This is a genomic window from Bradyrhizobium sp. B097, from assembly GCF_038957035.1.
GTDB lineage: Bacteria > Pseudomonadota > Alphaproteobacteria > Rhizobiales > Xanthobacteraceae > Bradyrhizobium.
On the sequence record NZ_CP152412.1, the window covers coordinates 1589074 to 1613354 of the forward strand.

Consider the following 24281-nt stretch of genomic DNA (forward strand, 5'->3'; position numbering starts at 1 on the left):
GTGGCTTTGTTGTTTCTGGCCCGTTTCCGACAGCAATGGCTTGAATTGCTTGGGAGGGCGGTCTCAGTAGGGCGGAATTGCTGACGTTTGGCCGACAGCGAATTTGATAGGGGACACCGTAGTTCCACTGTGTATACAGTAACGTATGTTGTTATGCCCGCGTCAGTTCGACGAGATCGTTTTTGGCTCCTGTGCGAGGGGAGTGGGCCATGGCTGATTTCGTTTTCAGGGCGAACATCGCCCACTACAAGGAGCTGCTGGCCACAGAGGCTGACGCACGGAAGATCGAAATGCTTCACAAGCTGCTGGCTGAGGAAGAGGCCAAGCTGGTCGAGTGGCGCAAGCAAAACCCAAGGCCTAAGGCCGCGGAATAAGGACCGGGTCACGATGATGGGCGCGGCAGTGGGTAGCCTATTGGGCGGCTGCGGGGCCGGGCCGCTCCCGCCTGCATCGGGGCAGATTGCGTTGCGAGGTGCGACGGAAAATCGCAAGCCGGGTTGATGGAGATCAAGTTCGACACGCCCGCAATCCGCTTTGCTTGGGTCGCGCAGATTCCCCCCCCAACTGCGCACAGCCAGCCCCACTGAAGCTGCCGGCAGGCGTAAGCTGGCAGCTTCTTTGGGCGGGGCTGTTTGGTCGGAGGCCTGTAGATCCTGATGAGAACCTACTACTTCGACACGAAGGACGGCGTCCCGGTCCGTGATCGGATCGGACTTGAATTCGCGAACGCCGCCGCCGCGATCACGCACAGCAAGCAAATGGCGAGCAGGATTCGCAGCGAGAATCCCTCTGGCGACGTCGATCGTCACGTGGTGGTCATCGACGAGTCGAGCGAGGAAATTCACCGGGAGGCGATCGATCCTGCCTGAAAACCGAGCTGGCGCCTGATCTGGCGATGCCCAGGCGCCATCGGCACGATCATCGGGGCCTCTCGCCAGCCTAAAAGGGCTGATCGTCTTCCGTCGAAGGCTCTTCCTCCAACGAGACAAAGTCGCCGCCGCCATAGTCCTCTTCCGGCGGTGGGTAGGTGATTTTCACCAATTGGTCGTCGACCCGCCTCACGCCCGCAACGTTCTCCACCGCAACGGTCGACGCCTTGCGCGCATTGTCGTTGCGGATGTTGCCGCGCAAGCTGACGACGCCGTCGCGCACACTCACGTTCAGCGCAGCAGGCCGCCAGGACGCATGCGCCAGTGCCGCAATGACGGATGCGCAAATCTGATCGTCGTTGCCGGAAGAGGAGGATAGGTCGAGGCGAAGGTTTGCGATGGCGGTCATGAAATCCGTGCGTGTGACCATCCCGACCACCTTTTTATCACGCACGACTGGAAATCGTGTCACGCCGTGCGATTCCATGAGTTGAACGACCTGCTCAAGCGGGGTGTCCTCTTCGATAGTAATCGGGTTGGGCGACATGATCTGATTGACCGTGCGGCCGTGTTGGCGGACGAAGTCAAGCGCGACCTGGTTCGTGCCCGCGAGCATCGCAAGCCAGCGGCCGCGGTGCTTCTCCGTTCCCACTTCCACGCGCCGGATAAAATCACCGTCGGACAGGATCCCGATGAGAGCTCCATCCCGATCGACGACAGGAAGGCCGCTGACGTGATGGGACAGCATCGTCTTGATGGCATCGATCACCGATGCATCGGCATCGATTGTGATGACGTTCCGTGACATGATCTCCCGTACGCGCACGGCGTAGATCCTCCGACATGAGCTGACAAACCCCAGCTAACTCCTGGAAGGAGCAACGTGTGTTGATCCTTATCAACCGGACGATCGTGCAATTGCGCTGATAGGCCCGGCATTGGGCAGGCAACCGAGTTGGGCAAGCCGCCGACAGTTGGTAACGATCTATGCTTTCCGATCGTTCGACCGGCCACCTGAACGGCGTGACCGCAGCACATCGACCGGCAAGACGGCACCACATGCAGGTAGATTGAGGCCGGTCGCCGGAACCGACCTGAACCATGTCCGGTAATCAGCGTCGCCGATGCGGAGCCGTGGGATAGCTTGTGAGCGCGGCAGCCTGTTCGGCCCATGGGTGATCGCCAGGGGTCATCGGAGCTTGGCGCGCCCTTCGCTTACGCCGCCATGATCCGGTTTGACATCGCACACTTGCGCAGTTCCACCCGGCGCGAGGTCGGAAGTGCGATCACGCCGTTCTGCTCGAGCTGGGTAAAGGTGCGTGATACCGTTTCGATCGTCAGACCGAGATAGTCAGCGATATCCTGGCGCGACATCGGAAGCTCGATGGCGGCATTCTTGACGGCGCGGCGCGCCATGTCATGAAGGAAGCCGACGACACGATCTTCGGCGCTGCAGATCAGCAGCATCAGATGCTCCTGGAAACGACGCAATTCCTGGGCCGTCGCATCCCACAGTTGCCGTGCCAGGTCCTTTTCGTGGCCGGCACGGACCATGAGCGCGGCGCGCTTGACCACGATGACCCGCGTCTCGGAGACGGCCTCGGCCGAGGAGATATGGGTCTCGCCGGCCTCAAAGCCGAAGATATCCCCGGGCAGATAAAATGCGCCGATCTGGCGACGTCCGTCCTCCAGAACCTTGTAGGTTCGGACGGCGCCGGAAACGACCTGGTAGAGATATTCCGCGGCCTCGTCCTCGCCGTAGATCTCGCTGTTGCGTGCGAACCGCATCGGCGTCCCGATCATGCCGAAGGGCCCATCAACGCGCGCCTGCCGGCTGAGGATGCTGGTCGGGTGACGGCTGTTCTCGAGTGAAATGGCGTTCTGGGTCTGCATGGCGGCACTCCATGGATGGGAAGATCAATGGAGGCAGATTGATCGCATCTCCTGGATCGGGAAATTTGGATATTTCCCCTAAGTAGAAGCCACTTACGTATTTATACGTAGGCGCCGGACAAAGTAGCCGCGCGCCGAGACATCGGTCGCGCGGCGCGTCGCTCAAGAGGAGAGGCTAGCGGCCGTTCTTGTCGGGATAGGCAGCGCGCGTGCTGGCTCCATTCCCGTCCTCTTCCCGAAGCCAGCGCGTCGTGCTGCGATCGGTCACGGCGAGCACGAGCGCAAAGAGCGAGAAGATGAGACAGACGGCCGTGACGACAAGCAGTGTGCTCATTGCCATGTTGGGCTCCTCGATTGATCAGCCGGCCGCCTTGATGTCTTCCGGCGATTCCACATAGTAGCCGGAATAACCGTCAACGAAGCAGAGGTGATCATGGACCTCCTTGACGCCCGAGGTGTTCTCGGCGAGCACGATCGCGGCCTGGCGTGCGCGGTCATCGAAGATCAGGCCGTTCAGATGCACGACGCCGTTGCGCACCCAGACCTGGAAGCCGGCCGGACGCCAGCCGGTGGCGTTGATTTCGCGCAGGATCCGTTCGCGGATATGGCTGTCGTCGGCGGTCGGGTCGGGAACTTCGCGCGCCAGCGATGCGACAGCCTGCAGGATGTCCGCCCGGGTGACGATTCCGACCATGGTCTTGCCGTTCACGACCGGCACTCGCTTCACGCCATGCTTGTGCATCAGATGCACGATCTCCTCGAGCGGCGTCTGCTCCTCGACGGTGATCGGGTTCGCCGTCATGACATCTTCGACTTTGCGGCCGCGCTCATGCACGAAATCGGTCGCGGCGCGACCCGCCCCCGTGAACAGTTCCAGCCATGCTGAGCGCTTGTGTCCTGTGCCGATCTCGCTGCGTTCCAGGAAATCTCCCTCGGACACCATGCCCCTGAGGGTGCCGTCTTCGTCCATCACCGGCAGACCGCTGAGATGGCATCGCAGCATGATGTTGGCCGCATCCAGGATCTTCGTGTGCGGGCTGACGGCGATGATGTGCTTGGTCATGATCTGATGCGCACGCATGTTTGGACCTCCGTGTTGAGAAACGAACAATAAAGCTTCGCGTGCCCCGCACGTTGACCTGGCTCAACGGTCTGCCGGGCCGCGCTCCAGAGATTTCAAGAACAGGATGAAATCGCCCACTTGGTCCGGCTCGAAGCTGAACTGGGGCATGGTCGGATGGCCGGTGACGATCCCTTCCGCCAGCGCTTCCTGCAGCATCTCGACCGGATAGCGCTCGTGCAAGGTCCGGAACGGTGGAGCTATCTTCAGCGGGCTCGGGCTGACCCGGTCGATCGAATGGCAGCGGGCGCAGTAAAACTGCGCCAGGCGCCGGCCTTGCGCCTCGTCGGCAGCGGCCGAGGTCAGCGCGGCGCAGATCGCGCCGATGACGGCGAGGCCGCGAGCGACATGACGCTGAAATGTCCTGGCAGGATGTTTCACGAGACGGCTCGCGCTTAGTGGGACATCAGGACGGGGATGGTCATCGCGCGCAGCATGTTGCGCGTCACGCCGCCGAGCAGAGTTTCCTGCAGGCGGGAGTGGCCGTATCCACCCATCACCAGAAGGTCGAGGCTCTCATCCGCCGCGATCGACAGCAGGATCGACTGAACTTCTGACCTGGACGCCGGCAACGACGTGATCTTGGCCGGAAGCCCTTCCTTTGCGAGATACCGCACCAGATGATCGGTGGAGGCTTCTGAGGGAATTGGATCGGTGCCATCGATGGTGATGACGGTGAGAGCGTCGGCTGCGCGCAGCAGCGGCATCGCGTCATGGAGGGCGCGGGCAGCAAGCCGGCTGCCGTCCCAGCAGATCCCGATCCGTTTCGCCGAGAATGCGCCATGGAACGTGTAGGGCATGAACAGGACGGGACCGCCAGCCCGGAACAATAGCTCGCGCGGGATCACGTTGTCGTAGCTGTTGTATTCGCCCAGCGGCTGCACCACCACCGTCAGGTCATGCAGTCGCGCGCTGGCGCAGATCATCTCGCGCGCATCGATGGGGAGCGCCCCCACGGCGCGGGTTGCGTAGGATATCCCAGCATTTCGCGCCTCTATGTCGAAGACGCGCAGCGCAGCCTCGGCGCGTTCCAGGGCCTGTGCATGTTCAGCGTCGAACAGCGAGGCGACCGCCACGCTCCCTTCGACGACGAACGGTGCGCTCGCAGTTTCGTAGCCGATCGCCATTGCGTCGAGATGCGCGCCCGTGCCGAGCGCGAGCGAGACCGATCCGTCGACCGCTGGACGTGGCGACAGCTCCGTCGGAATGTGGACGAGGATGTTCTTGAACATGGCTGTTCTCCAAAGGGGTGGAAAAGCAAGTGCCATCAGAGCACGGGTCGAGGCCGGCCAATTTGATCTGCCTCATGCGCGTTCGTGGATTCTAATTGAGCGAGATCAATTCATCGCACGTGCACTTCGCGCAAATGTTGCGTCCAGCTTGGAGGAGCCTGCATGGTGCGCGTCGCATTGGTTACGGGTGGAAGCAGGGGAATTGGCGCCGCGATCTCGCGCGCCCTCGCTACCGCCGGATGCCGGGTTGCGGCCTGCTATGCCGGAAACGCAGGGGCCGCATGGTCGTTTCAGGATCAGACCGGAATTCCCGTATTCCAGTGGGATGTCGCGAACTTCCAGGCCTGCGCAGCCGGTGTCCACGAGGTGGAGGCGGCGCTGGGCCCAATCGACATCCTGGTCAACAACGCCGGTATCGTGCGCGACGCCACACTGCATCGAATGACCAAGCCGCAATGGGACGCGGTGATCCGAACCGATCTCGATTCGTTGTTCAACATGTGCCGGCCTCTCATCGAGGGCATGCGGGCGCGCAAGTTCGGGCGGATCATCAACATCTCGTCGATCAATGGTCAGAAGGGCCAGATCGGCCAGACGAACTATGCCGCGGCGAAGGCGGCCGAGCTTGGCTTCACCCGCGCGCTCGCCCTCGAAAGCGCGCGGTTCGGAATCACGGTCAATGCGATCTGTCCGGGCTACATCGATACCGAGATGCTGGCCGCCGTGCCGGCCGATGTCATGCAGAACTCCATCCTGCCGCAGATCCCGGTCGGGCGGCTGGGACAGCCGGAAGAAATTGCCCGTGCCGTTGCGTTTCTTGCCGCCGACGAAGCAGGGTTCATCACCGGGTCGACACTGTCGATCAATGGCGGCCAACATATGTGCTGAATGGGAGAGATCACGATGCTCGCAACCGATGTGATGCGCAGTTCATTCGCGTCGATCAAGCCGACCGCCACAGTGCTCAGTGCCGTCGAGCTGCTGCTTGAAACCGATCAGCGCGGCCTGCCAGTGATCGACGACGCCGGCGACCTCGTCGGCATGGTGTCGGAGGGCGATTTCCTCCATCGCGATGAGCTTGGCATCAGCCCGCCGTCAGGAAACTGGCTGGAGTCTCTGCTTGGCATTGCGGAGAATACACCTGAACGCGAGCGCATGCGCACGCAGCAGGTAGGCTCACTCATGAGCGGCTCGCCGATCACCGTCGATGTCGAGGCATCGATCGAGGATGTGGTCACGCAGATGGATATCTACAATGTCGTCCAGATTCCGGTGCTCTGCGCCAGAACGGTCGTCGGTATTGTCAGTCGCAGGGAGCTGCTTGCGGCATTGGCGCGTCGATTGAGAGAAGTAGAGAAAGCAAGCACCGGAGTTACTTCATGAGCGAGATGACCCTGCAGTCACATGCACACGCCGTCGTTTGGATCGATCACCTTATCGCGAAGGTTTTCGGCATTGGGTTGACAGGTGTCAGCGCGACGGCCGTCCATGCGCATCTGGCGTCGCAGCATCTGCATCACAAGGCGAATACGATCGGCGATGGTCGCGTCCAGGTCGATGCGACATTTCTTGCCCGGGTAGGCGAAGCCGTAAGCGGTTGCAGCGATTTGCTCGTCATCGGCCCAGGTATCGAGAAGGCCGAGCTGACGCAGTATCTCAAGGCGGAGCGGCCCGACCTCAATTTGCATGTCGAGCCGAGCGATCATCCGACCGACGCCGAGATCGTGGCGCTGGGTCGGAAGCGATTCCGCCTCGGCTGAGCGGCAAAGGCCGGCGTCTGAGCAGATGCCAGACCGAAAGATAGATTGCGCCCGAGCTCATCCGGCTCGAGCAAGGAGGCGAGCGATGACAGTCCATGCAATTCTCGACCAGCCCACAACTCCTGCCAATGACGACGTGACGGGTGCCGGAACGCCTGCTTTAGTACAGCCCGAAGTCGCGCCATTGACCGGTGCCGAATCGCTCGACCAACTCGTTCACGCGGCGATGGCGCGATGGACTGGGGGGCTTTCACCGGCCGGCCTCGCGCTCGCTTTCGCCGATTGGCAACTCCACCTTGCGGCTTCACCCGGTAAACGGCTTCAACTGGCGCTGAATGCGCTAGCTGAAGGCGCGCGCTTCGCGCGCATGGTGTCGATGCCGCATGCTGCCTGGCAGCCCTGGTTCATGGTCAAGCCTCAACCGGGTGACAACCGATTTGCCGGCCAGGACTGGGCATTGCCGGCCTTCAACATCATGGCGCAGGCATTCCTGCTGGGTGAGCAATGGTGGCATTCGGCGGCCAGCGGCCTGCACGGCGTCTCAAAAGCAAATGCAGCGGTCGTGGATTTTACCGTCCGGCAATGCCTCGATGTTGTTGCGCCGTCCAACTTTGCGTTCAGCAACCCAGAGGTCCTGCGCGAGGCCATGGACTCTGGTGGCGGCAACTTCGTGTCGGGCTGGCATAACTGGTTGGAAGACTGCAGGGACCTGTTGAGTGCCAAGCCGCCCGGACCGGCCCCATTTGTGGTCGGCAAGGACGTTGCCGCGACCAAGGGCAAGGTTGTCTACCGGAATGAGCTGATCGAGCTCATCCAATACGCACCCGCAACAGCCGACGTTTGCCCCGAGCCGGTGTTGATCGTGCCGGCCTGGATCATGAAGTATTACATCCTCGATCTCTCGCCGCAGAATTCGCTCGTACGGTTCCTGGTCGAGCGCGGCTTCACCGTGTTCATGATCTCGTGGCGAAATCCGGAGCCGGCCGATCGCGAACTTGGTCTCGATCACTATCGCAAGCTCGGGATCGACGCCGCGATCGACGTGATCAATCAGCTCGTTCCCGAACGTCCGATCCATGCCGCTGGCTACTGCCTCGGTGGGACGCTGCTAGCAATTGCAGCAGCTCGGCTGCAGAAGGAGCGGCCCGGCTGCCTGTGCTCAGTAACGCTCTTGGCAGCCCAGGTCGATTTCACCGACGCCGGCGAACTGACGCTCTTCATCAATGAAAGCCAGGTCGCGTTCCTCGAGGATATGATGCGGCAGCGCGGCGTGCTCGAGACGGCGCAGATGGCTGGTGCGTTTCAGTTGCTGCGGTCGAACGACATGATCTGGTCGCGCCTGGTCCGCGATTATCTCATGGGCGAGCGCGCCGCGCCGAGTGATCTGATGTCATGGAACGCGGACGCGACCCGCATGCCCTACCGGATGCATTCGGACTATCTGCGCAAGCTGTTTCTCAACAACGACCTTGCCGAGGGCCGCTATCTGGTGGACGGACAGCCGGTGGCGCTTTCCGATCTTCGTGTCCCCATGTTCGCGGTCGGCACTGTCCGCGATCACGTCGCGCCCTGGCGGTCGGTTCACAAGGTTCACCTGTTGGCCGATGCCGATATCACCTTCGTGCTGGCGAGCGGCGGTCACAACGCCGGCATCGTTGCTCCGCCGTCGGAGGAGGGGCGCAGCTATCAGTTGTTGGAGAAGAAGGCGGATCAACCCTACGTCGGCCCCGACGAGTGGCTGCGGACGGCGGTGAATCGCGACGGATCCTGGTGGCTGGAATGGGTTCGGTTCCTCACGGCGCATTCCGGTGTGTGGGTGCCGGCGCAATCGGTGCTTCACGCGCCCGAGGGTGTATCGTCGCTTGGTGATGCGCCGGGACAGTACGTCCTCCAGCATTGAACGTCGCACCGGCTTGATCTGTCGCAAATCCTCACCGCCGCGAGCCGTTACGATGAAACGGTCGCACCAGGTTGCAGCGAGGAAGCCATGAGTCTGATCCTCCGCGTTTTCTTCATACTTGCGGGATCCATCACCGCGCTGTTCGTCGCGCGCGATTCTCTGAACTTTGACGTCATGCAGATGTTCGTGGCCATCCTGCTCGTGATCGGGCTCCTGTTGGCCGGCAGTCTCTGGAGCCTGTGGCGGCAAACGTGACAACTCGAACTTGGCCGATGGCCTTGGGATTGGAGCGTCCGTCATGGTTGGCCGGTATCGGCGCCATTCGCCCATAATATTTGCTGTTGCACGTCACGTACGCGCTGCATCGGTCATGCAGTAGGGCTCGAAACGACTGAGCGCGCCGAGGGCCGGCTGTTCAGGCCGGCCCTCGGAAAGCAGATGGCGGATGTCGTCGACGCGTCCCGAATGGAAAGGTCTATCGTCCTTCGAGCCCGGAAGAGCCCTTGGTGATGTTCATGAACATCAGGGCTATTGCCGATGCGGCAGCAACGAATGCTGCGGTCCATCTGACGGTAGAGACGGCAAAGGCGGCGTCAAGCCGCCAGCTTGTGGGCGCCGGCTCGGTCGAGGCAAGCGGTACCAGGTCGGGAAAGTACCAGTTGCAGAATAGAGCGAGCACGACCGCGAGGATCGCACTGGCGACAAAGACGAAGGTTAATCGCCGTTTCATGGAACTCCTCCTGTCAATGGGAGAATGTTGCCAGACCTGACGGCATCGACCAATTCAGGAGTTTCCCTTAGGCGATGTACCGCTCGCCCGTTCCGTCGGGGACGCCAGCAGGCGGGAAGTACTGCGTTCAAGCGTGGTGGAGGGCGTTCCGGAAGCGTCTACAATATCCCAATCGATCATTCCGGTTTCAATGTTGTCTTGGATCAGGACTACATCGGACGTCGCGTCCGACGCGTCGTTCTGCCGCGATGCCACGCGGTGCAGCCGTGTGGCACGCCCGGCGGTCAAGAAAATGCCGCGAAAGTCTACTTTTGTGTCGCGAGCAACGGCTTCCGCGGCACCACGCTCCACCGGCTTCAGAAAGACCGCATCGAGTATTACCGAAATTCCCCCGCCCAATGTGTGCGCGGCATGCTTGAGCATGGTCTGGTAGACGCGGTTCGATGCTTCGGGCGTATAGGTCTCCGGCGATAATGTGGCGTGCTCGGCGACGTGATAGAGCTGCTTGCGAATGACATCAGATCGCAAAACCAAGGCGCCCGGGGGCGGCGCGATCAGATGCGCCATGTCGCGCGCCAGCACGCTCTTGCCGGTACCGGACTTCCCGCCAACTGCAATTAGGCGGGGCGGCGCCGGTTCAATGAGCCGGCGTGCAAGCTCGAAATAGCGCCTCGCCTGGGCGTCGATCGCTTGATCGAGCTGGTATTGCCGTGCCTTGGTGAAGAGCACGTTGGCTCGGATCGCTGCGCGCATTGATAGGAACAGCGGCAGCAGACACAGCGCGCCCGATTGCGTGTCCCAGGCGGTGTGCATGTAGCTATTGAACAGCCTGTTGGCCACGGTCTCCCGTCCGAAGTACAGCAGGTCCATCAGTGGAAATGCGAGGTCGTAGAGGACGTCGGTCGTCGCGATCTTGGGGTCAAACTCGATCGCATCGAACAGAGTTGGCTCGCCGTCGAGCAGGGCAATGTTGCCGAGATGTGCATCGCCGTGACAGTGCCGGACCTGCCCAGCTGCGGCGCGGAGGCGCAGCAGTTCGAGGTTGCGCGCGAGGGCCTGATGACTCAGTTCGTGCAATCTATCGATTTCCTCCCGGGAGAGAACTGGCTCGGCGCAAAACTGCTCCGTATTGCGATCGATGATGACGGGGAGCGAGGCAAGCCATGGGGATCCTTCGTGTCCGGTTGCGGTCCGATGGGATTCGAGCAGGATAGCGGCCAGTCTCTCGCCGAGCTCTGGCCGGATTGCATCTTGCTGGGCAAGATGATCGAGCGTCTTGTTCTCGTCGAAGCGAGCCATTTCGACGGCCCATTCGACAACTTGACCCGTCCCCCCGACCGCAAGCCCATCGCGCCCGCGCGTGATCGGAACCACCCTGCGATAGATTGCGGGGGCGTGGCGCTTGTTGACCGCAATCTCATCCTCGCAGGCGCGCTGCCGCTTCTCCAATGTCGAGAAGTCGAGATAGGGCAGCTTGACCGCTCGCTTGATCTTCAGGACGAGCGAAGGCTCGAGAAAGACGATCGAACAATGGGTGTCGATCCGCTTAACCGGCGCGTTCGGCCGGCCAGATCCGGCCAGGAACGACAATACGGCGGCCTGGCCTGTCTCGCCTGTGGCCGCCTCGGTTGATGATGCCGGCGTCATCATGGCTTCAAGACGGCTGCGCCGACGAGCTTGCCGTCCCGCAAGCAGGCGAGTGCTTCATTCGCCTGGTCCAAGGGAAAGACGGTGACGTGTGTCCGGATTCCAGCCTTTGCCGCTGTCTTGAGAAAGTCGACGCCGTCTTGTCGCGTCAGGTTGGCAACGGAGACGATCTGCCGTTCACCCCAAAGGATGTCGTAGGGAAAGCTCGGGATATCCGACATGTGAATGCCGGCACAGACCACCCGTCCGCCCTTTCGTAGTGTGCGCAGCGCGAGCGGGACAAGCGGCCCGGTGGGGGCATAGATGATCGCGGCATCAAGCTCGGCCGGCGGCCGATCTTCTGAAGCTCCTGCCCAGCATGCGCCGAGCGACAATGCCAAGTGCTGGGCCTCGGTGTCGCCCGCGCGGGTGAAAGCGTACACATCCCGCCCTTGCCAGCGCGCCACTTGCGCCACGATATGTCCGGCCGCGCCAAAACCGTAGATGCCGAGTTTGCGACCGTCGCCAGCCATCACCAGGGAGCGCCAGCCGATCAGGCCGGCGCACAGCAGGGGTGCCAGCTCCGCGTCCTCGCCGTCATCGCCGAGCGGAAAGCAGTAACGCGCGTCTGCCACCATGTGCGTGGCAAAGCCGCCATCCCGCGTATAGCCGGTGAATAGGGGGGCGTCGCAGAGGTTTTCCTTGCCTTCCCGACAGTAGCGACAATGTCCGCAGGTCGATCCGAGCCAGGGCACGCCGACACGTGTGCCGAGATGCGCACGGTCCACGCCGTCACCGATCGCGTCGATGCGGCCAACCACCTCATGGCCCGGAACGATCGGATAGGCAATGTCCGGCAGCTCTCCGTCGACGACATGCAGGTCGGTGCGGCAAACGCCACATGCGCCGACCTTGACGCGGACCTCGCCCGGGCCGGGAACCGGGTCGAGCCGCTCCTTGTAGTGCAGCCGCGCGCCGCGCGCGGGCAGGATCATGGAGTGCATGACGGTACTCGTTTGGCATCTGTGCCGCTCTTTTGATCACATCACATTGGTCCGGTGTTGATCCTGGTCAACGGCTCGCGGGCCGTTCTCGACTAGCTTTGGTTTGCAAGCAGCAAGTAAGCAGGACAGCGATGCGTCCGCGAAATAGCCATCCATCCAAGGGGATCAGCCATGTACGAGTTTCTTCAGGAAACGGTTGCGAGCAACATGACGAGGTCGGTACGAAGCGTCGCTCCCGAAATGACCGTCGGCGACTTGTACCGGTTGTTCGCGAAAGACGACTATGACGCCTATCCCGTGCTCCGCGACGATGTCGTGGTCGGGTTCGTCACGAAACTCGACGGCCTGAAGGTGTTCGCCTGTCCGATCGATCACATCTTGCCACGTTACGACGATCGGATGGGAACGACGGTCGATGAGATCATGTCGTCCGATGTCATCGCGGTTGAGCCGGACACAAGTCTGCAGCGTGTTCTGCAGCTGATGGTCGCACATCGGCTCAAGAGCCTGCCCGTGATTGACAAGTATCGCCACCTGGTCGGGATCATTGCTCGTGAGGATGTCATGCGGGCTCTGGCGCGCTGCACGAAGCGGCGGGCGCCTTCGCTCGTTCCCTGCGAGACTGCCCGATGTCTACGTTTGGTCTAGAGCGGGTTCTTTCGCCTCGAACGGTCGCGCTTGTCGGTGGCAGTTCGCGTCCATCTTCGCTCGGCCTGGCGGTGCTCATGAACCTCAAGGCGTGCGGCTTTTCCGGCCGCATCGCCGTGGTCAATCCGAACTACGCCGCGATCGACGGCGAGACTACGTCCCCGGATCTCAAGTCACTTCCGTTCGTTCCGGATCTCCTCGCGATCACGGCGCCGGCGGCCGCGATTCCCGGGATCATCTCGGACGCCGCCGCGCTCGGTGTCGCCGGTGCGGTGATCCTGTCCGCCGGTCTCGGGCACGGCGCCGGCTCGCTTGCCGAGACGGTCGCGCGGACCGCGCGCATGCACGGCATGCGCCTGATCGGGCCGAACTGTCTCGGCGTCATGGTGCCGCGCGCGAAGCTCAACGCGAGCTTTGCCGCGCATCAGCCTGCCGACGGACGTCTTGCCCTGATCTCGCAGTCCGGCGCCGTAGCTGCCGCGATGATTGAATGGGCGGCAGAGCGGCGGCTTGGCTTCTCCGGCATCGTATCGATCGGAGACCAGATCGACGTCGATGTCGCTGATTTGCTCGACTATTTCGCGCAGGACGATCACACCAACGCGATCCTGCTCTACATCGAGGCCGTCAAGGATGCGCGCAAGTTCATGTCGGCCGCCCGTGCCGCGGCGCGGCTCAAACCGCTGATTGTCGTGAAAGCAGGCCGGATGGCGCAGGGCGCCAAGGCCGCGGCCACCCATACCGGCGCGCTGGCCGGTTCGGACGCAGTCTATGACGCGGCGTTCCGCCGGGCCGGCATGCTGCGCGTGTACGACCTTCGGGAATTGTTCGACTGCGCCGAATTGCTCGGCCGCGGCTTCGTTCCGCGCGGCAACCGGCTGTCGATCCTGACCAATGGCGGCGGGCTCGGCATCCTCGCGATCGACCGGCTCGTTGAGCTCGGTGGCGTTCCGGCGAGCTTGTCGGCGGTGACGATTGCGGCGCTCGATCGGATTCTACCACAAGGCTGGTCTCGCGCCAACCCCGTCGATATCTCCGGCGACGCCGATGCTGCCCGCTACGTGTCTGCGCTCGACGCATTGCTCGAGGACACGAACAGCGATGCCGTGCTGGTCATGAACGTGGAAACGGCGGTCGCGCCGACCGAAGGAATCGCCGAAGCGGTGGCGCAATGTGTTCGTGACCGTCGGACTAGAAAGAGTGACGTTGCCGCGCTGGTGCTTGCATCGTGGGATGGGGCCGACGAGCGCACCGCGGCAACCTTCGAAGCTGCCCGCGTCCCGCATTTCCCCACCGAAGATGACGCGGTACGCGCTTTCATGTACCTGGTGAGATATCGCGAGGCCTCCATCGCGCTGGCCGCGACTCCGCCCAGTATCGCCGCGACGTTTGCGCCGGAGACAGCCGCGGCACGGCGCGTGATTGCGAAAGCGCTGTCCGAGGGGCGGGGATGGCTCGACCCGGCCGAGATCGTCGCCCTGTTTGAGGCTTACGATATTCCGATTGTTCCGACTGTTGTGGCCCGTAATGCCGACGAAGCCGTGGACAAGGCCGCGCCCTTTCTTACACAAGGGCTTGCCGTAGCGGTGAAGCTGTTCTCTCGCGACATCAGGCACAAGTCGGACATCGGCGGTGTCATTCTCGGCTTGCGGACTCGCGAAAGCGTCGCGCAGGCGGCCAGGACGGTGCTCGCTCGCGCCCGGGCAGCGCGGCCGGATGCCGTCCTGCAAGGCGTGACGATCCAGCCGATGATCGAGCGACGGGCGGCACGCGAATTGCTCCTCGGCATTGCCGACGATCCGACCTTCGGTCCCGTGATCGTGTTTGGCCGCGGTGGCACCGCGGTTGAGGTGATCAACGACAAGGCGCTGGCGCTGCCGCCGCTCGACATGAACCTCGCTCGCGACCTGGTCGGGCGTACTCGGGTCTCGCGACTGCTTGCGGCTTACCGCGATGTGTCCGCCGTACCGGCCGAAGCCGTGCCGCTTACCCTCGTAAAGCTGGCACAGATGGCGGCCGATATTCCGGAGGTCGCCGAGCTCGACATCAATCCGCTGCTCGCGGACGAGACGGGTGTGCTGGCGCTCGACGCGCGCGTGGCGATCCGCAAGCCCGCGCGACTGTTTGCCGGTCAGACGCGGCTCGCGGTGCGGCCATACCCGTCGCAATGGGAAGGAGAGCTTGCCCTCAAGGACGGCTCGCGCGTCGTGGTCCGGCCGCTCTGGCCGGAAGACGAGCCAATGGTCGAGAGCTTCTTCAGGCGAGTGACCGCCGAGGATCTCAGACTTCGTTTCTTCCAGGCAATGAAGAAGTTTTCGCATGCGTTCATTGCGCGGCTGACCCAGCTCGACTACGCGCGTGCGATGGCCTTCGCGGCGCTGGATCCGAGCACCGGCGCCATGGTGGGAGCAGTCCAGCTTCATTCGGACTCGCTCTACGAGAATGCCGAATACGCTATCCTGTTGCAGTCCGACCTCAAGGGCAAAGGATTTGGGTGGGCACTGATGCAACTTCTGATTCAGTATGCGCGGTCGGAAGGGCTGAAACGGCTGTCAGGTGAAGTGCTGGCCGAGAACGCCACCATGCTGAACATGTGCCATGAACTCGGGTTCACCGCCGTGACAGAGCCGACCGACCACCGGATCGTCAATGTCGTCCTCGACCTCTCCCTTCCGGTGGTGGATGGCTTGGGGGCCGACATTCTGATCCAGCGCAGTCGCGGTCAAAGCGGCGTGACGGCAACGACACGATAGGGATGCATGCCATCCGCCTCGCGGACGGAGACATACTCGCCGAGCTGAAAACGCTCGCTGCCGAAATGAAACCCGGCTTCATCGGCGGTCGCGCCGGCCACGTCGTAGTGAAAGCGCCAACGGTTGGCCGGACCATGCACGAGATGACCGCGCTGATCGTCCTCGCCCGGCCGTTGGCGTACGACGCGGCAGGCGTCGCGATGGTCGTTCCAGGTCCCGATATCGATCCGCGATGCCGTGTCGAGCGGGGCGACGATGATATAGCCGATCGCGGACGTGCCCTCGGGGTGATCATGCTCGCGCGCGCGTTCGAGCCGAACCTGCCTGAACGAGTGCGGCAACGCAGTGTTTTGCAGAGGCGTGAAGGCGGCGCGATTCATCAGAAATCTCCCTGAACAAGCCCAAGACCGTCGGGCAACCTATTCAATTCTAGTGCCGCGGCGCGCCAAGCCGTTGATTTGGGTCAAGCGCATGTCTGGGGAGCACGGTGAGGCCGGTTGCGCTGGGTCAAACACAGCCGTCTCCAGCAGCCTAAGGTGAATTGCAAATTGGAGTCCGAATCTTGCTCAACGCCCCGGCCCTGACAGCGAATACGGACGATCCGCGCGTGCTGACCGCATGCGGGGCTTGGAACGTTGCCAATGTCGAGCTGCTGGAACGGCTGTGCGAGGGGGCGGCGCGCACCCACATCGGGGCGATTGATCTGCGTCGCGTCACAGCGCTCGACACGGTCGGGGCTTGGCTGCTCGAAAGGCTGGCCCGCGGCGGTGCGACCAGGGCAGCGCTCACCGGTGCCGATGGTCCATATGGCGACCTGCTGGAAGAGGTGCGAGGACTGAACCGTTCCGGCCCCGCCGAACGTAGATCGGTCAACCCGTTGCTGCAGAGGCTCGATCAGCTTGGCCGCGGCAGCAGGCGGCTGGTGTCCGATTCGGCGGCATTCCTGCATATGCTCGGCGCCTTCAGCGCAGCGCTGCTCGGCATTCTCAGGCATCCGCGATCGTTCCGCTTGACGCCGACCGTCTATCAGCTCGGTCGGGTGGGCTGGCAAGCGGTGCCGATCATGGTGCTGATCACGTTCCTGATCGGCGCCATCATTGCTCAGCAGGGCATCTTCCATTTCCGCCGCTTCGGCGCGGAATCCTATGTCGTCGACATGGTTGGCATCCTCGTGCTGCGCGAGATCGGCGTGCTGATCGTGGCCATCATGGTCGCCGGACGCTCTGGCAGTGCCTATACCGCCGAGATCGGTGCGATGAAGATGCGCGAGGAGATCGATGCGCTCAGCACCATGGGGCTCGATCCTGTCGCAGTCCTGATCCTGCCGCGAATCCTGGCACTGGTGGTGGCGTTACCGATCCTCGCCTTTCTCGGCTCGCTAGCGGCGCTCTATGGCGGCGGACTCATCGCCTGGCTCTATGGTGGCATGAGTCCCGCGATCTTCATCGCACGCCTTCACGATGCGGTTTCAGTCACTCATTTCGAGGTCGGCATCATCAAGGCGCCATTCATGGCGCTCGTAATCGGGCTTGTCGCGGCGGTGGAGGGATTGAGCGTCAAGGGCAGCGCGGAGTCACTCGGACAGCAGACGACGGCGTCGGTCGTAAGATCGATCTTCCTGGTAATCGTACTCGACGGGTTGTTCGCGGTCTTCTTCGCTTCGATCGGGATGTAGCCATGGCCGACATGCCAGCGATCCACATCCGCGACCTCGTGGTCGGCTTCGGCGAGAAGATTATCCTCGATCATCTCGATCTCGACGTGAACGACGGCGAGATTCTCGGCCTCGTGGGCGCTTCCGGCGGCGGAAAGTCGGTGCTGATGCGGACATTGGTCGGCCTGCTTCCGAAGCGGAGCGGGCAGATCGATTTCGCGGGCGACAGCGATGACGAACGCCGCTGGGGCGTGCTGTTCCAGCAGGGGGCGCTGTTCTCGGCCTTGACGGCTCGCCAGAACATCCAGTTTCCGTTGCGCGAGCGCGCGCGGCTGTCGCCAGGGCTGCTGGACGAAATTGCGGACGCGAAGCTCGAGATGGTCGGCCTTACGCGCGAAGACGGGGACAAGTATCCGTCCGAGCTCTCGGGCGGCATGACCAAGCGGGTTGCGCTCGCGCGGGCACTGGCGCTCGACCCCTCGCTGTTGTTTCTCGATGAGCCAACGTCCGGTCTCGATCCCATCGCTGCAGGCGAATTCGATACTTTGATCCGGACGCTGCATCGGACGCTGCGTTTCACCGTGTTCATGGTGACGCACGACTTGAACAGTCTGCAGGCCATCTGCGACCGCGTCGCCGCGCTTGCCGACGGCAGGATCGCAGCAATCGGGCGGCTGTCATCGGTACTCAAGTCCGATCATCCCTGGGTCCAGGCCTATTTTCACGGAGCTCGGGCGCAGAAGCTGGGCCTCGGCAACTAGGCAGAGAGAGACGCAAATGGAAATCCGCGCGCCCTACATTATCGTCGGTGCATTCGTGTTGTCGGCAATCGTCGCCGTGTTCGGCTTCGTCTACTGGCTGAACAATTTCGGTGGAATCGGAAAGCGGGAAACATATCAGCTCGTCTTTACCGACCCAGTGCCTGGTCTGCTCGTTGGGGCAGGCGTTCTCTTCAACGGTATCCGCGTCGGAGAAGTCACAGCCCTTGAACTGGTTCCGGAGCGCCCGCGCGAGGTTCGCGCCAGGATCGCAGTCGCCGAGCGCACGCCGGTGCATACCGATACGCGTGTCGGCCTCGATTTCCAGGGATTGACTGGTGTTCCGGTGATCGCGCTGGAAGGTGGTGATGATCCCCAGGCGCCGCCGGCGCGCGAACCGCTGGTGGCCGAAAAGGGCGCCGGGCGGAGCATGACGCAGGCTGCCCGCGATGCGCTACGCCGGGTCGATGCCGTCCTGTCCGACAACGCCGCGCCGCTGCACAGCACGATCGACAACCTCAGCACGTTCGCCGAGGGGCTCGCGCGCAACACGCCGAAGCTCGATGGCATCGTGACCGGGCTGGAACGCATGACTGGCGGCGGTGCGCCCGCGCCGCGCAAGATAGCGTATGACCTTCACGCGGTGGACAGCTTCGGAGCGCAACGCCATGCGAATCTGCCTGTGCAGCTGGTCATGGCGGAGCCGACCGCGATCGCTCGCCTCCAGACCCAGCGCTTTTTGTTCACGCCGGATGAGCAAACTCAGGGATTCGAAGGTGCGCAGTGGAGCGACAGTCTCCCGGTGCTGGTGCAGGCGCGGTTGCTGCAGAGCTTCGAGAATTACGACGTCGAGCATGCGCCACTGCGCGCCGACAGCGGTGTAGAAGGTGCGCCGCGTCTGCTGATCGACCTGCGCCGGTTCGAAATTGTGCAGGGGCCGCAACCACGCGCGACGATCTCCTTGTCCGCAAAGATCGTGGATCGAAATGGTCAGGTAAAGGCCGCGAAGCTTCTCGAGGGATCCGAAGGAATCAGCTCGCTGACGCCGTCCGAGGCGGCCGCCGCCTTCGATAAGGCTTTCGGCACCCTCGCAAGGGAGCTCGTGATGTGGGTTGCGGCGACGGACTGAATCTGACCGTTGCAGCGTCTCACGACGATCGTACTGGATCAGACTTGCTCGCGGCTGCCGACAACCCAGGGGGTCGCGACCTAGCGACCTGTGACCAGCAGGCTGCGGCAGTGCCGCGCAATACTGACTTCCTCATTGGTCGGAATGATCAGTACATCGACCGGGCTGCCCATCGCGGCGATCCGCTGCGCGCCCTGAGCATTTGCGGCTGCATCGATGCTGACCCCGAGCCAGGAGAGGCGATCGCAGATGCGCTGCCGGATTTCCGGGGCGTGCTCGCCGATGCCGCCGGTAAACACCAGGCCATCGAGGCCGGCGAGGGTACTTGCCATCACGGCGACTTCTGCGGCGACACGAAATGTGAAGAGATCGACGGCTTCGCGAGCCGCAGGATCGTGGCTCGCCAGCAGGGCGCGCATGTCGGCTGACACGCCTGAGACGCCGAGCAGACCCGAACGTTCGTACAGCAGGTGCTGTACGTCATCGACCGACATTTTCTCTTCCTGCATGAGATAAAGTAGCACGCCGGGGTCTATCGTTCCACAGCGTGTCCCCATCACGAGACCGTCGAGTGGGGTCAATCCCATCGTGGTGTCGACGCTGTCGCCCTTTCGTAAGGCGCAGAGGCTCGCACCGTTGCCGAGATGCGCCACGACGACGCGCTTGTCGGCCCATCGCGGCGCGATCGCGGCGAGCCGTCTGGCGACGTATTCGAAGGAGAGGCCGTGGAAACCGTAGCGGCGGATGCCGCGCTCCTCGAACTGCCGCGGGATGGCAAAGCGGCTAGCCGGCGGCGCCAGGCCGTGATGGAAGGCCGTGTCGAAGCAGGCGATCTGCGTCAGCTCCGGCTGCAGTGACTGCACGGCCCGGACCGGCGCAAGACAGCGCGGCTGGTGCAGCGGCGCCAGCGGCGTCAACGCCTCCAGCGCAGCGAGGGTCTGCCCTGCGATGACGACCGGTCCATAGAACTCGCTCCCGCCATGGACGATGCGGTGGCCGACGGCGGCGAGCTTACCGCCGTCGAGATAGTCTTCAATCCAGGCAAAGATATCGCTGAACAGACCGCTGTCCTCCAACGTGCCGCTCGCGCGGCGCTTCTCGAACAGCGGCTTGCCTGAGGCATCGCTCACGACGATGCGTGGGACCTTCTCCTGCTCGTCGAGCAGGCCTTTGCATTGCAGCTTTGGCTCGGCCGGCGCGATGTCGAACAGGCCGAACTTGATGCTGGATGAGCCGGCGTTAAGCACCAGGACGCTGTCGGACATAGACGGTCTCTCTCGCGTGCTCGCTGCCTCAGTCAACGGATTTGTGGTTCGTCATGCCGTAGGGCCAGACCCAGTCACGGATCTGCGGCATGTCCTCGCCATGCTCGCGCACGTAGCGCGTATGCTCGATCAGCGCGTCACGGAATTGCTGCTTGACATGGGCAGCTGCGATGTCGAGCCCCGGCACACGCTCGATTGCTTCGATGGCGAGATGGAAGCGATCGAGGCCGTTCAACACCACCATGTCGAACGGCGTCGTGGTGGTGCCTTCCTCCGCAAAGCCCCGCACGTGCATTCCATCGTGATTGGTGCGGTTGTAGGTCAGGCGATGGATCAGATAGGGGTAGCCATGATAGGCGAAGATGACGGGCTTATCGCGGGTGAACAGGCTGTCGAAGTCGCGGTCGGACAGGCCGTGCGGATGCTGCTCCGTCGGCTGCAGCGTCATCAGGTCGACCACGTTGACGACGCGGATCTTCAACTGCGGCAGCGCCTTGCGGAGCAGATCGACGGCGGCGAGCGTCTCCAGCGTCGGGACGTCGCCGGCGCAGGCCATCACCACGTCTGGCTCGGCGTTGACTGCTTCGGTGCCGGCCCATTTCCAGATGCCGATGCCTGCCTCGCAATGACTGATCGCGTCGCGCATCGAGAGCCATTGCGGCGCGGGTTGCTTCCCGGCAACGATCACATTGATGCGGTCATAGGTGCGCAGGCAGTGGTCCGCGACCCAGAGCAGGGTGTTTGCATCAGGAGGGAAGTAGACGCGGACGATATCGGCGTTCTTGTTAGTGACGAGATCGACAAAGCCGGGATCCTGATGACTGAATCCATTGTGGTCCTGACGCCAGACATGCGAAGTGAGGAGATAGTTCAGAGATGCGATCGGCCGCCGCCAGGGCAGCGCCCGCGAGACCTTTAGCCATTTGGCGTGCTGGTTGAACATCGAATCCACGATGTGGATGAAGGCCTCATAGCAGGAGAAGAAGCCGTGGCGGCCGGTAAGTACGTAGCCCTCGAGCCAACCCTGACAGAGATGCTCGCTCAGGACTTCCATCACTCGCCCGTCATGAGCCAGATGGACGTCATAAGGTTCGATGCCCTCCATCCAGACCCGGTCAGTGGCCTCGAATACCGCGTCGAGCCGGTTGGATGCGGTTTCGTCCGGACCCATGATGCGGAAATTGCGCGCCTCCGCATTCAGCTCCACGACCTCGCGCAAGAACTTGCCGAGTTCTCGCGTGGCTTCGGCGACGGCGTCGCCCGGAGCGGTGACCTCGACCGCATGCGCGCGGAAATCCGACAGCTTCAATTCCCGCTTCAGGAGGCCCCCATTGGCGTGCGGGTTCGACCCCATCCGACGATCGCCTGCGGGTGCAAGGGCTTGCAATTCAGGTACGAGCCGGCCGTTCGAATCGAACAGCTTGTCGGGCTCGTAGGTGCTCATCCAATGTTCGAGCAGTTTCAGATGCTCGGGGTTGCCGCGCGGGTTGGCGATCGGCACCTGATGTGCACGCCAGAAGCCTTCGACCTTCAGCCCGTCGACTTCCTTCGGTCCGGTCCAGCCCTTCGGGCTGCGCAGCACGATCATCGGCCATCGCGGCCGCTTGAGGCCGCCGGTCTGCTGGCGCGCGGCTTGCTGGATCGAGCGGATGCCGGCGAGCGCGGTATCGAGCGTGTCGGCCATCAACCGATGCATGGCACGCGGATCGTCGCCTTCGACGAACAGCGGCTCGTAGCCGTAACCGACGAAGAGATTGCGGATTTCATCGTCACTCATTCGGCCGAGCACGGTGGGATTGGCGATCTTGTAGCCGTTGAGGTGCAGGATCGGCAGCACGGCGCCGTCGTGCACCGGATTGAGGAACTTGTTTGAATGCCAGGATGTAGCGAGCGGTCCGGTCTCCGCTTCGCCGTCGCCAACCACGCAGGCTACGATCAGGTCGGGATTGTCGAAGGCTGCACCATAAGCATGGACCAGTGCATAGCCGAGTTCGCCGCCTTCATGGATCGAGCCCGGCGTTTCCGGTGCCGCGTGGCTCGGGATACCACCGGGAAAGGAGAACTGGCGGAACAGTTTTCGCAGGCCATCAGCATCGCGCGTCACCTCCGGATAGATCTCTGTGTAAGTGCCTTCGAGATAGGTATTGGCGACCATGCCGGGGCCGCCATGGCCGGGGCCGCAAATATAGATGACGTTGAGATCGGAGCTCCGGATCACGCGGTTGAGGTGGGCATAAACGAAATTGAGCCCGGGCGTGGTGCCCCAGTGGCCGAGCAACCGCGGCTTGATATGCCCCGGCTCGAGCGGCTCTCTGAGCAGGGGATTATCGAGCAGATAGATCTGGCCGACAGAGAGGTAGTTGGCGGCGCGCCAGTAGCGGTCGAGCAATTTCAGATCGTCAACGCGTGCCTGTTCGTTTGGAGCAGCCGTCGGTTGCATATCGCTCTCCGAAGAAAGGGTTCAGGAATGACCTCGAACAACCCCCATAAGTTCCAGATTAGTCGCCCAATGTGACGGAAATCGCTTGAGCCAGCTCAAATATGCTCGCTAGTGCCGAACCGAATCATCAAGGTGTACCCACCGGGGCCGTCGAGATTTGGCGGCGTCGTCAAACAACGCTAGCTGCGATCATCGCGAAAAGCGAAACCAGGCTGGCTCAAGGGGAGGACGGTATTGACAGGCTGGAAAGGTTAGCTCCAATCGCTTTCTCCCGCAGATTGACCTTACGCAATACGTCTTTGTGACGGATGGTGGATGTTGGCGTGGTACTCTTACCCAGCCGAGCATTGCCGTGACAATTCAAGTGAAAGTGCCTCTCGTCGAACAATCAAAGTCGCAGCCGAAGGACACCGCGAGTGTCAAATGTGGAAAGGTTGTCGATCGCGACTGGTTTTTGGATCGATTGGAGGATGACGAAATTCGCGAGGTGCTGAAGAACAGCGCGGCGCCCGTTCCATCCACAGCCTAGGGCAAGGATGTTTGGACGCGGAAGCAGTCTGCGGAGGGACACAGGACCGACGATTCGGCTCCCCATCCCGCCTTCCACGTTGTTTGGACGCGTTGGTCGTCCGTCACAGGTAGAATCAAGCGCTTGCCGGCTATCTATCGAGTAGACGACCCGCGAAAAAGAAGCCCGGCGCATTGGCCCGGGCTTTGAGTATCGAGACAACCGCAAAGGAGGATGGGTCGCTCGCCTTCGTGACGGGTATTTAACCCGACCCGGTCCGTCGAAGCTTGAGCTAGCGCAAAAGGATTCAATAAAAAGTCGAGGTCGCGGTTGGACAGGCTTCTTGCGGGCGCTCGATGCATGGACCGCACAGCCGCCGCCGGACAAGCACGATCGCGATGGGCCGATCCCCCGCTGGCTCGGTCAAAGTCCGGGGGGCGATCTCCAGGGCGATCTCGGCGTCGGGCAGCACGAAGTAGGAATGGCGTAGCGCGCCATCGAGGGCTGCAAAGGTTCGACCTTGAACTGTGCGGCGCTACGTAACTATACGTAGGTCGTTGCGCAGGCCGCTCATCGTTCTGCGGTCCCCGTTCGGGCTCCCTCGATGTCGGTTGGGACCATACCATATGTCCTCAGCACGGTGGTCCCCGGATGGCCGCCACGGATGATTGCCGCAGCGCCGGCGTGACCCATTACTTTCCACATGTGCTTGGCGTGCTCGATTGCCGAAGATGGATTGGCGCATTTGAGCTGTTGGCCGGGAAGAAGGTGGCAATCCGCGCGATCGTAAGGCACCGCGATGAAATGTGTGATTTCGTCCATCGATGCGTCTCCTAAACTGACCAACTGGGGCTACAGTGCGGCAATCCTCTTACGGAGGGTCGTCAGATGACCTGGGTCTGCCGACGAGCCGGTCACGACATTGCGCGCCGATATGAAATTGAACATTGCTGTTCTCCACTGCTGTTCCTTCATAAAAGCAGGGAAAGCCA

At 62.4% G+C, this 24281-nt stretch carries 25 protein-coding genes; 12 read left to right on the forward strand and 13 right to left on the reverse strand.

The window, feature by feature from the left end:
- Nucleotides 1–209 precede the first annotated feature (209 nt).
- Nucleotides 210–374, forward strand: coding sequence for a hypothetical protein (locus tag AAFG07_RS07295; protein WP_342726641.1), 165 nt, complete (start codon nucleotides 210–212; stop codon nucleotides 372–374).
- 282 nt (nucleotides 375–656) lie between these two features.
- Nucleotides 657–869 (forward strand): hypothetical protein, encoded by a 213-nt coding sequence (locus AAFG07_RS07300; protein WP_342726642.1) that lies wholly within the window; start codon nucleotides 657–659, stop codon nucleotides 867–869.
- Nucleotides 870–939: 70 nt separating this feature from the next.
- Here AAFG07_RS07300 and AAFG07_RS07305 read toward each other — a convergent pair whose 3' ends face one another.
- The 6 genes from AAFG07_RS07305 to AAFG07_RS07330 form a co-directional block, all read right to left on the reverse strand.
- A complete protein-coding gene (locus AAFG07_RS07305; RefSeq protein WP_342726643.1) occupies nucleotides 940–1677 on the reverse strand; it encodes a CBS domain-containing protein in 738 nt (245 codons plus the stop codon).
- 407 nt (nucleotides 1678–2084) lie between these two features.
- Nucleotides 2085–2762: a helix-turn-helix domain-containing protein gene (locus tag AAFG07_RS07310; RefSeq protein ID WP_342726644.1), complete on the reverse strand. Its 678-nt coding sequence runs from the start codon at nucleotides 2760–2762 to the stop codon at nucleotides 2085–2087.
- Nucleotides 2763–2937: 175 nt separating this feature from the next.
- On the reverse strand, nucleotides 2938–3102 hold the full coding sequence (locus AAFG07_RS07315) for a hypothetical protein (RefSeq protein ID WP_342726645.1): 165 nt from the start codon (nucleotides 3100–3102) through the stop codon (nucleotides 2938–2940).
- A gap of 18 nt (nucleotides 3103–3120) precedes the next feature.
- Nucleotides 3121–3843 carry a CBS domain-containing protein gene (locus tag AAFG07_RS07320; protein WP_342726646.1) on the reverse strand — a complete coding sequence of 241 codons (723 nt, stop codon included), beginning with the start codon at nucleotides 3841–3843 and terminating at the stop codon, nucleotides 3121–3123.
- Nucleotides 3844–3906: 63 nt separating this feature from the next.
- Entirely contained in the window at nucleotides 3907–4200 is a 294-nt protein-coding gene (locus tag AAFG07_RS07325) for a c-type cytochrome (RefSeq protein ID WP_342729076.1), read from the reverse strand.
- Nucleotides 4201–4277: 77 nt separating this feature from the next.
- Nucleotides 4278–5114 (reverse strand): universal stress protein, encoded by an 837-nt coding sequence (locus AAFG07_RS07330; protein WP_342726647.1) that lies wholly within the window; start codon nucleotides 5112–5114, stop codon nucleotides 4278–4280.
- A 162-nt stretch (nucleotides 5115–5276) separates the two neighbouring features.
- On the opposite strand from AAFG07_RS07330, the gene phbB reads away from it, so the two are divergent.
- From phbB to AAFG07_RS07355, 5 genes are all read left to right on the forward strand, one after another.
- Nucleotides 5277–6002, forward strand: coding sequence for an acetoacetyl-CoA reductase (gene phbB, locus AAFG07_RS07335; protein ID WP_342726648.1), 726 nt, complete (start codon nucleotides 5277–5279; stop codon nucleotides 6000–6002).
- A gap of 15 nt (nucleotides 6003–6017) precedes the next feature.
- Nucleotides 6018–6497 carry a CBS domain-containing protein gene (locus AAFG07_RS07340; protein WP_342726649.1) on the forward strand — a complete coding sequence of 160 codons (480 nt, stop codon included), beginning with the start codon at nucleotides 6018–6020 and terminating at the stop codon, nucleotides 6495–6497.
- Nucleotides 6494–6874 carry a hypothetical protein gene (locus AAFG07_RS07345; RefSeq protein WP_342726650.1) on the forward strand — a complete coding sequence of 127 codons (381 nt, stop codon included), beginning with the start codon at nucleotides 6494–6496 and terminating at the stop codon, nucleotides 6872–6874. The genes AAFG07_RS07340 and AAFG07_RS07345 overlap by 4 nt, the downstream gene beginning before the upstream one ends.
- Nucleotides 6801–8774 (forward strand): alpha/beta fold hydrolase, encoded by a 1974-nt coding sequence (locus AAFG07_RS07350; RefSeq protein WP_342726651.1) that lies wholly within the window; start codon nucleotides 6801–6803, stop codon nucleotides 8772–8774. The genes AAFG07_RS07345 and AAFG07_RS07350 overlap by 74 nt, the downstream gene beginning before the upstream one ends.
- Before the next feature lie 87 nt (nucleotides 8775–8861).
- Nucleotides 8862–9029 carry a hypothetical protein gene (locus AAFG07_RS07355; RefSeq protein ID WP_198964632.1) on the forward strand — a complete coding sequence of 56 codons (168 nt, stop codon included), beginning with the start codon at nucleotides 8862–8864 and terminating at the stop codon, nucleotides 9027–9029.
- Nucleotides 9030–9249: 220 nt separating this feature from the next.
- Here the strand turns inward: AAFG07_RS07355 and AAFG07_RS07360 are convergent, their stop codons facing one another.
- From AAFG07_RS07360 to AAFG07_RS07370, 3 genes are read right to left on the reverse strand one after another with little or no spacing between them, the layout of a single operon-like run.
- Entirely contained in the window at nucleotides 9250–9504 is a 255-nt protein-coding gene (locus tag AAFG07_RS07360) for a hypothetical protein (protein WP_342726652.1), read from the reverse strand.
- Between the two features lie 54 nt (nucleotides 9505–9558).
- The gene (locus AAFG07_RS07365) at nucleotides 9559–11151 is read right to left on the reverse strand and encodes an AAA family ATPase (RefSeq protein WP_342726653.1); all 1593 of its coding nucleotides are present in this window, start codon (nucleotides 11149–11151) and stop codon (nucleotides 9559–9561) included.
- On the reverse strand, nucleotides 11151–12134 hold the full coding sequence (locus tag AAFG07_RS07370; protein WP_342726654.1) for a zinc-dependent alcohol dehydrogenase family protein: 984 nt from the start codon (nucleotides 12132–12134) through the stop codon (nucleotides 11151–11153). The genes AAFG07_RS07365 and AAFG07_RS07370 overlap by 1 nt, the downstream gene beginning before the upstream one ends.
- A 171-nt stretch (nucleotides 12135–12305) precedes the next feature.
- On the opposite strand from AAFG07_RS07370, the gene AAFG07_RS07375 reads away from it, so the two are divergent.
- On the forward strand, nucleotides 12306–12782 hold the full coding sequence (locus AAFG07_RS07375) for a CBS domain-containing protein (protein WP_342726655.1): 477 nt from the start codon (nucleotides 12306–12308) through the stop codon (nucleotides 12780–12782).
- Nucleotides 12764–15535, forward strand: a complete 2772-nt coding sequence (locus tag AAFG07_RS07380; protein WP_342726656.1) for a bifunctional acetate--CoA ligase family protein/GNAT family N-acetyltransferase — start codon at nucleotides 12764–12766, stop codon at nucleotides 15533–15535. Before AAFG07_RS07375 ends, AAFG07_RS07380 begins: the two co-directional genes overlap by 19 nt.
- Here AAFG07_RS07380 and AAFG07_RS07385 read toward each other — a convergent pair.
- Nucleotides 15505–15915, reverse strand: coding sequence for a hypothetical protein (locus AAFG07_RS07385; RefSeq protein ID WP_342726657.1), 411 nt, complete (start codon nucleotides 15913–15915; stop codon nucleotides 15505–15507). The genes AAFG07_RS07380 and AAFG07_RS07385 overlap by 31 nt on opposite strands.
- Nucleotides 15916–16097: 182 nt before the next feature.
- On the opposite strand from AAFG07_RS07385, the gene AAFG07_RS07390 reads away from it, so the two are divergent.
- Genes AAFG07_RS07390 through AAFG07_RS07400 form a run of 3 tightly spaced genes read left to right on the forward strand, consistent with a single transcriptional unit; the run spans nucleotide 16098 to nucleotide 19076 of the window.
- The gene (locus AAFG07_RS07390) at nucleotides 16098–17210 is read left to right on the forward strand and encodes an ABC transporter permease (RefSeq protein ID WP_342726658.1); all 1113 of its coding nucleotides are present in this window, start codon (nucleotides 16098–16100) and stop codon (nucleotides 17208–17210) included.
- A gap of 2 nt (nucleotides 17211–17212) precedes the next feature.
- Nucleotides 17213–17950, forward strand: coding sequence for an ATP-binding cassette domain-containing protein (locus AAFG07_RS07395; RefSeq protein WP_342726659.1), 738 nt, complete (start codon nucleotides 17213–17215; stop codon nucleotides 17948–17950).
- Nucleotides 17951–17966: 16 nt separating this feature from the next.
- Complete coding sequence (locus AAFG07_RS07400) at nucleotides 17967–19076, forward strand: MlaD family protein (RefSeq protein ID WP_342726660.1); 1110 nt, start codon at nucleotides 17967–17969, stop codon at nucleotides 19074–19076.
- Between the two features lie 80 nt (nucleotides 19077–19156).
- Here the strand turns inward: AAFG07_RS07400 and AAFG07_RS07405 are convergent, their stop codons facing one another.
- The 3 genes from AAFG07_RS07405 to AAFG07_RS07415 form a co-directional block, all read right to left on the reverse strand.
- A complete protein-coding gene (locus AAFG07_RS07405) occupies nucleotides 19157–20341 on the reverse strand; it encodes an acetate/propionate family kinase (protein WP_342726661.1) in 1185 nt (394 codons plus the stop codon).
- 28 nt (nucleotides 20342–20369) lie between these two features.
- The gene (locus AAFG07_RS07410; RefSeq protein ID WP_342726662.1) at nucleotides 20370–22781 is read right to left on the reverse strand and encodes a phosphoketolase family protein; all 2412 of its coding nucleotides are present in this window, start codon (nucleotides 22779–22781) and stop codon (nucleotides 20370–20372) included.
- A 1078-nt stretch (nucleotides 22782–23859) separates the two neighbouring features.
- Nucleotides 23860–24111: a hypothetical protein gene (locus AAFG07_RS07415; RefSeq protein WP_342726663.1), complete on the reverse strand. Its 252-nt coding sequence runs from the start codon at nucleotides 24109–24111 to the stop codon at nucleotides 23860–23862.
- Nucleotides 24112–24281: the final 170 nt, after the last annotated feature.